This is a genomic window from Pedobacter aquatilis, from assembly GCF_032678425.1.
GTDB lineage: Bacteria > Bacteroidota > Bacteroidia > Sphingobacteriales > Sphingobacteriaceae > Pedobacter > Pedobacter aquatilis_B.
The window spans coordinates 397,577-410,596 of record NZ_JAVTSG010000001.1; the positions used below are offsets into that span (position 1 = coordinate 397,577).

Consider the following 13,020-nt stretch of genomic DNA (forward strand, 5'->3'; position numbering starts at 1 on the left):
TACTTTGAATATGAAAAATTATAAAAATATACTAGCTTCATTTTTGCTTGTTTTAAGTTTATCCAGCTGTAAAAAACAATTAGAAATAGATCCGAAGCAGCAAATTGATGCAAGCGTTGCATTAAATACTACAGCAGATGTTGAAAATGCCTTAACCGGCGCTTACACCTTTTTAGCACTTGGCGATTTATATGGAACAAATCTTGTTTTCGTACCAGATATTTATGCCAGCGATAACTATTTAACTTGGAGAGGAAGCTTTACTTCGTACAGAAACATTTCCAGTAAGGCTATTGTGGCGAATAATGTTGAGGCAACCAGGACTTGGGTAACATCTTACGCAGCCATTAATACAGCAAATATTGTTTTATCATCACTTGGCGTAGTTTCGAATACTGATACAAGAAATGTTATTGAAGGTAAAGCATTATTTATCCGCGGAATTTTACATTTCGAATTGGTAAGATTATATGCTTTGCCATATGATGCAGCTGGAGCAAATACAAATTTAGGTGTACCAATAATTACTAAAGCGGTAAAATCGATTGATAACATTAGCAACAATGTTAAGAGAAATAGCGTTATCGAAGTGTATACAGCGGTAGAAAACGATTTAAGTAATGCAATTACCAAATTATCATCAGTAAATGACCAGTACGCCGCAAAGGCTTTTTTAGCCAGAGTTTATTTACAGGAAGGAAAATATGCTTTAGCCAGAGATTTAGCTAATGATATTATCACCAATAGTCCTTATCGTTTAATAACTAATTCACTTGAGGCTCCGTTTAGAACTAAAAATTCGAGTGAAGGAATTTTTGAAATTAAGCAAAATGAGCAAAGTAATGCGGGTACATCAAATGATGGATTGGCAACTTTTTACGCGAGCTATCAAAACAGTACAGGTGGTGATGTAGGCAGAGCTGATGCACTTGTAAATACTGCTTTCTACAACTCTTTTGAAGCTGGCGATAAAAGACAAACAGAGTTAATTTATGATGGTACAGGTGCTAGAACCGGTTTTTTCTCTAAGAAATGGTATAGCTACTTTGATAACATCCCAGTATGTAGAATTACAGAACAATATCTAATCAGAGCAGAATGTAACTTTAGATTGGGAACTTCAGTTGGCGCTACAGCTGCAAGTGATATCAATACTTTAAGAACTAGAGCTGGTTTAGGCACGATAACCCCAACTTTAGCAATAATCTTAAGCGAAAGAGAAAAAGAGTTAGCTTTCGAAGGATTCAGACTTCATGATTATAAACGTACAAAACGTTCTATTGGAACCTTTGCTTACAATGATCCAAAATTGGTATTCCCAATTCCTGATCGTGAAATAAATGCAAGTGGCAACACTTTAGTTCAAAATCCTGGATATTAAGAATATCTTCTCAAACAAAAAATGCCTCCTGAAATTTCGGGAGGCATTTTTTGTTATGAGAATATTGATGTTATTTCAAATTCTTCGAAGCTTCTATAATTTCCTCCACAACAGCAGGGTCTAACAATGTTGAAGTATCGCCCAAATTAGCGGTATCACCTTCGGCGATTTTGCGTAAAATTCGGCGCATAATTTTGCCAGAACGTGTTTTCGGTAAACCTGATACAAATAATATTTTATCGGGTTTTGCAATTGCACCAATAACTCTGGTTACCGTTTGCAAAATATCTTTTTTGGTTAATTCGGCCTCTCCATGCATTTCAGGATTGATAACAAAAGCATAAATCCCTTGTCCTTTTACATCGTGCGGATAGCCAACAACAGCGCTTTCTACAACACCTGCATGCATGTTTATTGCGTTTTCCACCTCTGCAGTGCCAATTCTATGTCCTGAAACGTTTAATACATCATCTACCCTACCTGTAATTCTGTAATAACCATCTTTATCACGCAAGCAACCATCACCAGTAAAATAAAGATTTTCGTAAGTAGAAAAATATGTTTGTTTACAACGCTCGTGGTCGCCATAAGTAGTTCTAAGCATACCCGGCCATGGGAATTTTATACAAAGGTTTCCACTTACATCATTTCCTTCAATTTCCTTTCCATTCTCATCTACCAAAATTGGTTGAATACCTGGCAAAGGCAATGTTGCGTAACTAGGTTTTGTCGGCGTTACGGTTGCAATTGGCGAAATCATAATTCCACCGGTTTCTGTTTGCCACCAGGTATCTACAATTGGCGCTTTACTTTTCCCTATCTTTTCATCGAACCAGTGCCATGCCTCTTCATTAATCGGTTCTCCAACCGAACCTAGAACGCGAATCGAGCTCAAATCTTTTCCATTTAGTGGATCTTCGCCAAAACTCATTAAAGAGCGTATCGCAGTTGGAGCGGTATATAAAGTATTCACTTTGTGTTTTTCTACAATATCCCAAAAACGAGACGGACTTGGATAAGTTGGAATGCCTTCGAACAAAACAGAAGTTGCGCCTTGAGAAAGCGGACCGTAAACAATGTATGAATGTCCGGTAATCCAACCAATATCGGCGGTACAGAAATAAACCTCGTTTGGCTGATAATTAAATACATTTGAGAAAGTATAACCGGCATAAACCATATATCCGCCACAAGTATGCACCACACCTTTTGGTTTGCCAGTAGAGCCTGAAGTGTAAAGAATAAACAGCATATCTTCTGCGTCCATTTCCTCAGCTTCGCAAACATCATTTACGTGTTTCACTTCATCTTCCCACCAAACATCTCTACCTTTCAACATCGAAACAGGCGTACGCACATGCGTTAAAACAATACATTTTTCAACAGTAGGGCAACCAATTAAAGCATCATCAATCACATCTTTAAGCGGAATTTGCTTATTTCCACGATAAGCGCCATCAGCCGTAATAACGAGTTTACATTGTGAATCGTTAATTCTATCGGCAATAGATTTCGCAGAAAAACCACCGAAAATTACAGAGTGAACTGCACCAATTCTGGCACAAGCTAAAACCGCAATAGCAAGCTCAGGAACCATTGGCATATAAATACAAATACGGTCGCCTTTTTTTGCCCCATTTCTTTTCAAAACATTAGCAAAACGACAAACGCGTTCGTGCAACATTTTATAAGTGTAAGTAACAGATTCTTCTTCCGGATTATTTGGTTCCCAGATAATGGCTGGTTTATCGCCATCTGTAGCTAAATGTCTATCTAAACAATTCTCCGTTATATTTAATTTTGCACCTTCAAACCATTTAATATTAGGTTCTTCAAAATTCCATGAAAGCACTTTAAACCAAGGTTTTCGCCATTGAAAGTTTTGTGCAACTTCTCCCCAAAATTGCTCAGGATTTTCTACACTCTTTTTATAATCTTCTTCGTATTGTTTAAAGGTTGTAATTTGCATTGCTCGTTTATATCTTTGTTAGTATCGGCTAATTTAATGAAATATTGATAACCTTAAATGGTGAAATTGTATCAAAATGGTGTACATAGGCTGATTAAAAAAATATATGAAAAATTTTAGCCACTCTCTTGCTGTTTTCATTTATTATTCAGATATTTGCACACTCTTAAAAAAATTAAGCGGACGATATTTAACAACTATATTTACAAGTCATGTCAAGAGTTTGTGATTTAACAGGAAAAAAGGCAATGGTAGGTAATAACGTTTCACACTCAAACGTTAAAACTAAACGCAAATTTTATCCTAATTTGAAACTTCAGAAATTTTATATCCCTGAAGAAGACCGTTGGATTACGTTGAAGGTTTCTACTTCAGCGATTAAAACCATCAACAAAGTGGGTATCAACGAAGCAATCAACCGTTTCGTAAAAAAAGGATTTTTGTAAAAAACATTAACTGTTGAGATTAACAGTTTACAATTTATATTAAAATGGCAAAAAAAGGTAACAGAGTTCAGGTTATTTTAGAATGTACTGAGCATAAAGAAAGTGGCATGCCAGGTATGTCTAGATATATTTCTACCAAAAACCGTAAAAACACTACTGAGCGTTTAGAATTGAAAAAATTCAACTCGGTATTGAGAAAAGTAACCGTACACAAAGAGATAAAATAATTGAATGATTGAATGACGCAATGACTGAATTTTTAATTCTATCATATAAACATTCTCTAATTCAATAATTAAAATTATAAGAACATGGCAAAGAAAGTAGTTGCAACCCTTAAAACAGGTACAGGTAAAGAATATTCGAAAGTGATTACAATGGTTAAATCACCAAAAACTGGTGCTTATTCATTCAAAGAGCTTATCGTACACAACGACCACGTAAAAGATGCTATTGCATCTAAATAAGGTTAATATTTTTTAATATTGATAAAAATATTAAAGGCCGTTCCGTTATAACCGGAAGGGCTTTTTTTGTTATATAAAATTTTAATATGGGTTTATTCGATTTTTTCAAAAAGAAAGAAACTGCACCTGAGGCTCAGGAAGCTTTAGATAAGGGTTTAGAAAAAACTAAAGATGGCTTTTTTAATAAAATAACTAAAGCTGTTGCAGGTAAATCTTCTGTTGATGATGAAGTACTCGATAATTTAGAAGAGGTTTTGGTAACTTCTGATGTTGGTGTAAAAACCACATTAAAAATTATCGGCAGAATTGAGGAACGCGTTGCCCGGGATAAATACCTTTCAACTTCAGAATTAAATTTTCTGCTTCGTGATGAAATCCAATTGTTATTATCAGAAAACAATAGTAACGATTTTCGTCAGTTTGAATACGGCGACCATAAACCCTATGTAATTATGGTTGTTGGCGTTAATGGCGTTGGTAAAACCACAACCATTGGTAAACTTGCGCATAAATTAAAAGAAGCAAATTTAAAAGTTGTTTTGGGCGCTGCTGATACTTTTCGTGCGGCTGCTGTAGACCAAATTAAACTTTGGGGCGAAAGAGTTGGTGTGCGCGTTGTAGCGCAGGCAATGGGCTCAGATCCTGCTTCTGTAGCTTTCGACACTTTACAATCGGCCGTTGCAAATAACGAAGATGTGGTAATTATTGATACCGCAGGTCGTTTACATAATAAAATTGGCTTGATGAATGAGCTTGGTAAGATTAAGCAGGTAATGCAGAAAGTTGTACCAAATGCACCACATGAGATTTTATTAGTATTAGATGCCTCTACAGGTCAGAATGCGTTTGAACAATGTAAACAATTTACCGAAGCCACCGATGTTAATGCTTTAGCCATTACAAAGTTAGATGGAACGGCTAAGGGCGGTGTAGTTATCGGTATTTCAGATCAATTTAAAATTCCGGTAAAATATATTGGTGTTGGCGAAAAAATAGGCGACTTACAGCTTTTTGATAAAAAGGAATTTGTAAATAGTTTGTTTAAATAAGGGCTGAATCCGTCATTACTTCGTGCCTCGCAATGATGACAAAATAAAATAAGTAAAAGATTAAGTGTAAAGATGAATACTAAAGTAGTAAGAAGTAAAACCGCTGTTAAACAACCTAAAATCAATGTGATTACATTAGGTTGCTCTAAAAATATATACGATTCGGAAGTGTTAATGGGGCAGTTACGTGGCAATAACTTAAACGTTATGCACGAATCTGACAAGATGGGTAAAGATGATATTGTGGTTATTAATACATGCGGTTTTATTGATAACGCCAAGCAAGAATCTATTGACACTATTTTACAATTCAGCGAACTTAAAGAAGCCGGTAAAATTGGAAAAGTTGTGGTTACCGGCTGCTTATCCGAACGCTACAAACCAGAATTAGAATCAGAAATTACGAACGTTGATGCATTTTTTGGCACCAACGATTTGCAAAATATTTTACACGAACTTGGTGCAAATTACAAACATGAGTTAATTGGTGAACGTTTATTAACCACCCCATCGCACTTTGCTTATTTCAAAATTGCTGAAGGTTGTAACCGCCCGTGCTCATTTTGTGCTATTCCGCTGATGCGTGGTAAACACATGAGTAAACCAATGGAAGAGTTGGTTAATGAAGCAAAAATTTTAGCCAAAAACGGCACCAAAGAACTTATTCTAATCGCTCAGGATTTAACTTATTACGGTTTGGATTTATACGGCGTTCGTAAGCTCGATGAGCTAATGCGTCGTTTATCTGATGTTCCAGGCATTGAATGGATTCGTTTACAGTATGCTTATCCTTCTGGTTTCCCGATGGAGATCTTAGATGCCATGAACGAGCGTGATAACATTTGCAAATATCTTGATATGCCATTGCAGCACATTACAGATAATATGCTAAAATCGATGCGCAGAGGAACAACCAAGCAAAAAACAATCGATTTAGTAAACCAGATTAGAGATAAAGTGCCAAATATCGCCATGCGTACCACCTTAATTTGCGGTTATCCCGGCGAAACTCAACAAGATTTTGAAGAAATGGCAGCTTGGGTTGAGGAAACTAAATTCGACCGTTTAGGCTGTTTCACTTATTCTCACGAAGAAAAAACGCATGCGCATACATTAGTAGATAATGTGCCCGATGAAGTTAAACAACAACGCGTTGATGACATCATGGAAATTCAACAAGGCATTTCATTTGATATTAACCAGGAAAAAGTTGGTAAAACTTTCAAAGTATTAATCGATAAAAAAGAAGGTGATTTCTTTGTCGGCAGAACTGAATTTGATTCGCCTGAAGTTGATAATGAAGTTCTAATTGATGCAAGCACTGGTTATGCCGCAAACGGAAGCTTTGTTAATGTTAAGATTGATAGAGCTGAGGATTTCGATTTATACGGAAAGATTGTTTAAAAGTATTTTAAATACACAAAGCCCGAAAGCAAAAACTTTCGGGCTTTTTTATGGATTATTTTTTATTTTAAAATACTGTAGCGTAATAAATAGCAAAATCGTTTAAAGCAATAAAACCTATCTATGAAAAAATTTACACTCCTTTTATTAGTGCTTTTTATTGCAAATTTAAGCTGTAAAAAAATTACTGGCGGCCAACCTTGTGCATGTTCTCCAGTTTCTGGCCCGGCATTCGCCTTAACTATAAAAAATAGTTTCGGTAATGATTTATTAAATCCCGAAACTTCTGGTTACTATGATAATAAACAACTACAAATCTATTCAAAAGATAATAATAACGTTATCAAACAAATTAGCTTTAACATTAATAGGCCATTTACCATCACAACAGATAATGCAGTAACCAACTATCAACTTATATCTTACGAACTGCCATTTCTAGCTAAAAGCCTAGAGAATACATTTTATCTCAAATTGGGAAATGATAAACTTTATGAACTAAACCTTAAGGTAAATGCAAGTGTTATTGAGAAATTATTAATAGATAAAAACGAAGCCATGAAAGAATTTCCAAATGCCACTAGCAGACCTATAAACGAAATTTATACCTTATTAGTTAAATAAACAGACGAAAATTTCATAAAAAAAAACCGATATAAAAATATCGGTTTTTTTTTATCTCTCTATTTTTTAGGTTCTGGTCTGTTTTTAATTTCACTGGCCTTTAACCAAATTTTAGCACCTTTTGCGTTAACGTAATATTTTTCGTTTTTGGCGTTAATGTAAACATTTGAGCCATCTGGCGCCATTTTACCTTTCCAGGTTTTATCGGCTACTTTCGATTCGCCTTTTACTGCAACTTCGGCAGTTTTATTTCCGACTGATTTAGCGCCTTTACCAATTGCTTTACCGGTTTTATCTAAAGCTTTACCAACATCGGTTTTCTTTTCTTGTGCTTGCGAACTAAGGCTTAAACCTCCAAATAATGCGAACGTTAATAATCCTATTGCTAATTTCTTTTTCATGGCGATTGATTTTATTTTCCACATATAACACCAACCTTAAGGTTTTTGTTTTGAAATAGCAGCACCGCCAAATGTTAAATAAACCTAATTGAAGCGTTATCCTATTTTGTTGCACAAATATTGGTTCAATGCTGACACTCACAAAATAGATATTAGCGAAAAGTAGGACTACCTGAACCGATGAAACACTAAATTGCTTTACAAAATTTTGAAGCGCAAAAGCAGTAATTACTTTTAAAGGAAGTTCCCGTGCTTTGCTGTATCCTTTCGCTGCGCTACAGGGGTGCCGCTTTGCCCGGGGCTAAAAACCAAATTATTGCAAATAAACTTATGGTGCTAATTTAGCTTTTCTGCTAAAAGTTTCATTTCAATCAATGGCGAACGGTTTTCGTACAAAATGCTGTGAACGGCCTTGCAAATTGGCATATCTACATTGTAATCGTTATTTTTTATGTGCATACATTTGGCCGCGTAATAACCTTCGGCAATCATATTCATTTCCAGCTGCGCAGATTTTACAGTGTAACCCTTACCAACCATATTGCCAAAGGTTCGGTTTCTGCTAAACTGAGAATAAGCCGTAACCAATAAATCGCCCAAATAAGCCGATTCTTTTATATCGCGGTTAATGGGATGTACGGCATCAACAAAACGTTTAATTTCTCGAATGGCGTTGCTAATTAATACCGCTTGAAAGTTATCGCCATAGCCAATTCCGTGACAAATGCCGCTTGCTACGGCATAAATATTTTTCAAAACCGCCGCGTATTCTGTGCCAAAAATATCATCAGATACATTGGTTTTGATGTAGCGGGTATTTAAAAACGAAGCAAAAGTTAAGGCATTTTCAATATTTGTGCAGGCAATGGTTAAATAGGAAAGTTTTTCGAAAGCAACTTCTTCTGCGTGGCACGGACCACTTACCACCAAAATGTCATCGTATTGAACGTTGTACTTCTGATGCAAAAACTCACCAATTATCAGGTTATCCTCTGGCACGATTCCTTTTATGGCAGAAACGATCTTCTTCCCTTTTAAATCATCGGCAGTAATGTTTTTTAGCGAATCTTTTAAAAACGCAGCAGGAACGTTTAAAATGATAAAATCAGCAGCTTTTACAATGCAATTTATATCTGATGAAATATTATCGGCTGGAAGTTTAATTTCTACCGAACTTATGTAATGAGGATTATGTTTAAATTTTTTTATGTGTTCAATAGCATCGTTATTACGCATCCACCAAAAAATTTCCTTTTCGGTTAAATTATCTGAAAGCATTTTAACGATGGCAGTAGCCCAGCTCCCGCCCCCAATCATGGCTATTTTTGGTAACATATTTATTAAATAAAAAAATCCCGGTTTGTGTTTTAAACCGGGACAATTTAATTATTAAATATCGTTATCTAAATCTTACTTTTTACCGTCTTTGCTAAACAGTTGGTCTTTAGATGTTTTTTCTACAATCATACCATCATTTAACTTGCCTTGAATAGCAGAATATGGTCCTGTAACAACTTCCTGACCTGCTTTAACTCCCGTCTTAACAATGATAAATTGGTCATTTTGGATACCCGTTGTTACTTCAGTTTGCTTAACTTTTTTACTTGTAGCATCGTAAACATATACGAATTGTTTTACGGTTTTATCAGATAATTTAGATTTCTGCTTATCGCTGTTTTCCTGGTTATTCGATTCTCCGCTATCACCAGATTTATTTTTACTATCGGTAAATACAGATTGAATTGGCAAAGATAAACCTTTCAAAGATTCACTTTCAATATCAACTGTAGCCGACATACCCGGGCGGAAAATAGATTGTTGTTTACCAGCTAATTCTTCAGTAATTCTGATTTTTACCGAGAAGTTTGTCACTTGATCTACCGAAGTTGAAGTTGTAGTTCCAACAGCGGTTGATGAACTTGCGATTTCAGTAACCTCACCTCTGAATTTTTTATCAGAGAATGCATCAACCTCAATTGAAGCTTTATCTCCAACTTTAACACGAGTAATATCGTTTTCATTCACATCAACATTTACTTCCATTGATGATAGATTAGAAATACGCATAATTTCTGTACCCGCCATTTGCGATGTACCTAAAATACGATCACCTAATTCGATGGAAAGTTTAGACACAACGCCATCAACAGGTGCATAAATGGTGGTTTTGGCAAGGTTTGCGCCAGCTTCTTTTACATTTGCCCCAGTTTGCTCAAGTGTAAATTTTGCACCGGTTACATTTTCTTTAGCACTTGCCAAAGTTGCTTTAGCAGTTAAATAAGCGGCTTTCGCTGCATCAAACTCCGAAGCAGAAATTACTTTCTTTTGAAACAATTCTACATTACGTTTATAAGTTGCTTCTGAGTTAACAAAGTTTGCCTGATTTTGAATCAACTGTTGTTGTGCTGCTGCTACACTAGCCTTTTGAGCGTTAAATGTCGCTACAGTTCTTTCATAACCCGATTGCAAAACATCTGGTCTAACCTTACAAAGTAATTGTCCGGCTTTAACAATATCGCCTTCCTTTACCTTTAACTCCACAACCTCACCCGAAACTTCAGAACTTAATTTAACTTCGGTTTCTGGCTGGATTTTACCACTTGCCGTTACAGTTTCTACAACCGTTCTTTCTGATGCCTTTTCAGTTGTAACTTTTTCTGTTTTATTGCCACCAATAACGCCAGCCAGCCTTAATCCAACAAGAATTGCCAGAATAACGCCTATGGTAATTAGAATGTGTTTAAGTTTCATAATATTGTATTTCGTTTGTTTGTATTAAGGTTGTAATGTTTATAAGTTGAAATGTTTGGCTTTAAGCTTTAGCCTTTCTGCTGTTAGCTTTCTGCTATATTAAAAAGTTATCTGCTTGCCCAAATAATAATCAATTACTTTAGCCCTGAAGATTAAATCATATTTAGCTAAAATAAAATCAATTTCTGCTCTGTTCCTGTTAGTTTGTGCCGTGCTGTAATCTAATGAATTTACTAAACCAACATTATATCTTTGGTCAATCACATAAAAAGCATCCTTTTGAGCCTGAAAAGCATTTTGCGTTGAACTGTAACGACTTTTAGCGGCATTCAAATCTACAACGGCCTGATTAATTACTTTTATTAAATTGTTTTTAGCTAACGCCTCATCAGTTTGGCGTTGCATAAATGTAATCTTCGCTCTGCGAACATTAGAACGGGTAGAAAATCCATTAAAAATTGGAATTTGAATACCCATACTTACAAACTGACCAAAGTTGTCAGTTAACTGGTCTGTAAATCCAGCATTCGGACGAAGCTGGCTTGCATTAAACTGATAGTAATAAGCAGACCCTAAACCTCCGCCTAAAGATATCTGAGGAAAAAACCCTCCTTTTGCCACGTTAATTGCTTTCCTGGCTGCTTCTGTATTATTCCAAGCCAATTTAATATCTGGAAAACTTTCCATCGCCTGCTTGTAAATATCATCAGGTACATAAGTAGTTTTTAAATTTTCAATTTCATTAACCAATGGCGGTTGAACCTTAAATGTCATTGGTGGTTGAATTTCCATTAACTGACCTAAAGTTAAGTAAGAAATTGCCAATTGGTTTTGTGCATCGGTTAAATTCAATTCAGCTGTTGCGGCCTGAGATTTTGCCTGAGAGATATCGGCCAAAGTTTTATTACCAACATCTAACAAAGCCTGCTCACGTTTTAAAGTAGCGTTTGCAACTTCCAGTTGTTGCTGGGTTGCTTTTACCTGATCCTGATTGTTTAAAACCTGCAAATAAGCCGTAACTACTTGTAAAATCAAATCGTTTTTAACTTTATCTACATTGGTTTTGCTGGCGCCTAATAAGAACTTATTTTGTTTAATTTGATTAAGTTTAGTTCCTCCACCAAAAAGCGCAACGTTTGCATTAATGTTTGGGTTTAAGTTATAGTTCTGAGTATTTTCAAACAAACCCGAAACCTGCTGACTTCTACCCCACTGCATGGATTGATTAATACTTCCGTTTAAAGTAGGTAATAACGCATTTTTCGCTTGCGTTAAATTTTCCTCGCTAACGGATGCGCTGAAAGCAGCCTGCTTGATATTCAGGTTATTTTTAAGTGTATTTTCAACAGCTTGTTCAATGGTAATAACATCCTGAGCTTTAACATTTTGATTAAAACTCAAAGCCAATAGTAACGCAGAACCGGCAATTAACTTATTTGTGGTAAACATCTTCATAATTAGTTTTTCAAATCTATATAAACAACTTTAATAATTTCAATCTATCAAGGCAATTATTACCTTTGAAGGCAATGTACCTTGTTAAATCGCCGCTTCTGCTTAAATGGTATTATCCATCACTTTTATGGAATAAATCCCGAAAGGAAAAAGTTATTTATTTAACCTTTGACGATGGACCTATACCCAATGTTACAGATTTTGTATTAAAAACTTTAAAAGCCTTTGATGCCAAAGCGACCTTCTTTTGTATTGGTGATAATATTTCAAAGCATCCCGAAGTTTTTCAACGAGTAAAAAACGATGGTCATGCCATCGGAAACCATACTTTTAATCACCTAAAAGGATGGATTACGGATGCCGAAACCTATATTCAAAATACCCTAAAATGCCAGGAGCTTACCAAAACTAATCTCTTTCGACCACCTTATGGGCGGATAAAAAAGTCTCAAATTTCAATCCTCAAATCTCAAATTCCAAATCTTGAAATTGTAATGTGGGATACTCTAAGCGGCGATTTCGACATCAATCTTTCTCCCGAAAAATGCTATCAAAACGTAATAAAGCATACCCGAAACGGTTCTATTATTGTTTTTCACGATAGTTTGAAAGCATTTGATAGATTAGAATATGCATTACCCCGCGTTTTAAGTTATTTTACTGACAAAGGTTTTATTTTTTCATCACTGTAGCTTTTAAGCGATTGTTGTGCCATTAAAAAAATCTTGCGCTACTTTATTATAATGCAACATTTCTTCAATAACTTCTATTTAGCTGTTCAGTATTGAACAGTAACGTTCGGAATTGAACAGCACTTAAATTTGAAATCAACTCACTCTAGGTGAAAATTTCACACTTACCATATAAGTTTTTATGACTTGAATTTTACAGCGATTTTTCGTAGTTTAGAATAATTCCAAATTGCTTAATCGCCTGCCTAAATTGCATTTAAAGGTTGTTTTTTGCTATTTTTGTTCAGAGACAAAAAACTTTGTTTTTTGATTAACCAATACAAATTAATACACAAAAACAGTATTCTTGAGCAGCGATTTGGGGTGTGTATAATTACATAA

At 35.4% G+C, this 13,020-nt stretch carries 13 protein-coding genes; 8 read left to right on the forward strand and 5 right to left on the reverse strand.

Annotated features, from left to right (window positions below; genetic code table 11):
- Window positions 1-10 precede the first annotated feature (10 nt).
- Window positions 11-1,381: a RagB/SusD family nutrient uptake outer membrane protein gene (locus tag R2Q16_RS01535; RefSeq protein ID WP_316734759.1), complete on the forward strand. Its 1,371-nt coding sequence runs from the start codon at window positions 11-13 to the stop codon at window positions 1,379-1,381.
- A gap of 70 nt (window positions 1,382-1,451) precedes the next feature.
- On the opposite strand, the gene acs is transcribed toward R2Q16_RS01535, so the two are convergent.
- Window positions 1,452-3,350, reverse strand: coding sequence for an acetate--CoA ligase (gene acs, locus R2Q16_RS01540; RefSeq protein WP_316734760.1), 1,899 nt, complete (start codon window positions 3,348-3,350; stop codon window positions 1,452-1,454).
- Between the two features lie 212 nt (window positions 3,351-3,562).
- Here acs and rpmB point away from each other — a divergent pair, with 212 nt between their 5' ends.
- The 6 genes from rpmB (at window position 3,563) to R2Q16_RS01570 (ending at window position 7,340) form a co-directional block, all read left to right on the forward strand.
- Entirely contained in the window at window positions 3,563-3,796 is a 234-nt protein-coding gene (rpmB, locus tag R2Q16_RS01545) for a 50S ribosomal protein L28 (protein WP_231464193.1), read from the forward strand.
- Between the two features lie 44 nt (window positions 3,797-3,840).
- Window positions 3,841-4,023 (forward strand): 50S ribosomal protein L33, encoded by a 183-nt coding sequence (gene rpmG / locus R2Q16_RS01550; protein WP_316734762.1) that lies wholly within the window; start codon window positions 3,841-3,843, stop codon window positions 4,021-4,023.
- A gap of 84 nt (window positions 4,024-4,107) precedes the next feature.
- Window positions 4,108-4,263, forward strand: a complete 156-nt coding sequence (locus R2Q16_RS01555; protein WP_010599808.1) for a DUF4295 domain-containing protein — start codon at window positions 4,108-4,110, stop codon at window positions 4,261-4,263.
- Between the two features lie 86 nt (window positions 4,264-4,349).
- Window positions 4,350-5,312 (forward strand): signal recognition particle-docking protein FtsY, encoded by a 963-nt coding sequence (ftsY, locus tag R2Q16_RS01560; protein WP_290241867.1) that lies wholly within the window; start codon window positions 4,350-4,352, stop codon window positions 5,310-5,312.
- A 72-nt stretch (window positions 5,313-5,384) separates the two neighbouring features.
- Window positions 5,385-6,716, forward strand: a complete 1,332-nt coding sequence (gene rimO, locus R2Q16_RS01565; RefSeq protein WP_316734768.1) for a 30S ribosomal protein S12 methylthiotransferase RimO — start codon at window positions 5,385-5,387, stop codon at window positions 6,714-6,716.
- 123 nt (window positions 6,717-6,839) lie between these two features.
- Window positions 6,840-7,340 (forward strand): hypothetical protein, encoded by a 501-nt coding sequence (locus R2Q16_RS01570; protein WP_316734769.1) that lies wholly within the window; start codon window positions 6,840-6,842, stop codon window positions 7,338-7,340.
- A 59-nt stretch (window positions 7,341-7,399) separates the two neighbouring features.
- On the opposite strand, the gene R2Q16_RS01575 is transcribed toward R2Q16_RS01570, so the two are convergent.
- The 4 genes from R2Q16_RS01575 to R2Q16_RS01590 form a co-directional block, all read right to left on the reverse strand.
- Complete coding sequence (locus tag R2Q16_RS01575) at window positions 7,400-7,741, reverse strand: hypothetical protein (protein WP_316734770.1); 342 nt, start codon at window positions 7,739-7,741, stop codon at window positions 7,400-7,402.
- A 336-nt stretch (window positions 7,742-8,077) separates the two neighbouring features.
- Window positions 8,078-9,076, reverse strand: a complete 999-nt coding sequence (locus tag R2Q16_RS01580; protein ID WP_316734771.1) for an NAD(P)H-dependent glycerol-3-phosphate dehydrogenase — start codon at window positions 9,074-9,076, stop codon at window positions 8,078-8,080.
- A 75-nt stretch (window positions 9,077-9,151) separates the two neighbouring features.
- Window positions 9,152-10,492: an efflux RND transporter periplasmic adaptor subunit gene (locus R2Q16_RS01585; RefSeq protein WP_316734772.1), complete on the reverse strand. Its 1,341-nt coding sequence runs from the start codon at window positions 10,490-10,492 to the stop codon at window positions 9,152-9,154.
- Between the two features lie 99 nt (window positions 10,493-10,591).
- Entirely contained in the window at window positions 10,592-11,947 is a 1,356-nt protein-coding gene (locus R2Q16_RS01590; protein WP_316734773.1) for a TolC family protein, read from the reverse strand.
- 74 nt (window positions 11,948-12,021) lie between these two features.
- On the opposite strand from R2Q16_RS01590, the gene R2Q16_RS01595 reads away from it, so the two are divergent.
- The gene (locus tag R2Q16_RS01595; protein WP_316734774.1) at window positions 12,022-12,639 is read left to right on the forward strand and encodes a polysaccharide deacetylase family protein; all 618 of its coding nucleotides are present in this window, start codon (window positions 12,022-12,024) and stop codon (window positions 12,637-12,639) included.
- Window positions 12,640-13,020: the final 381 nt, after the last annotated feature.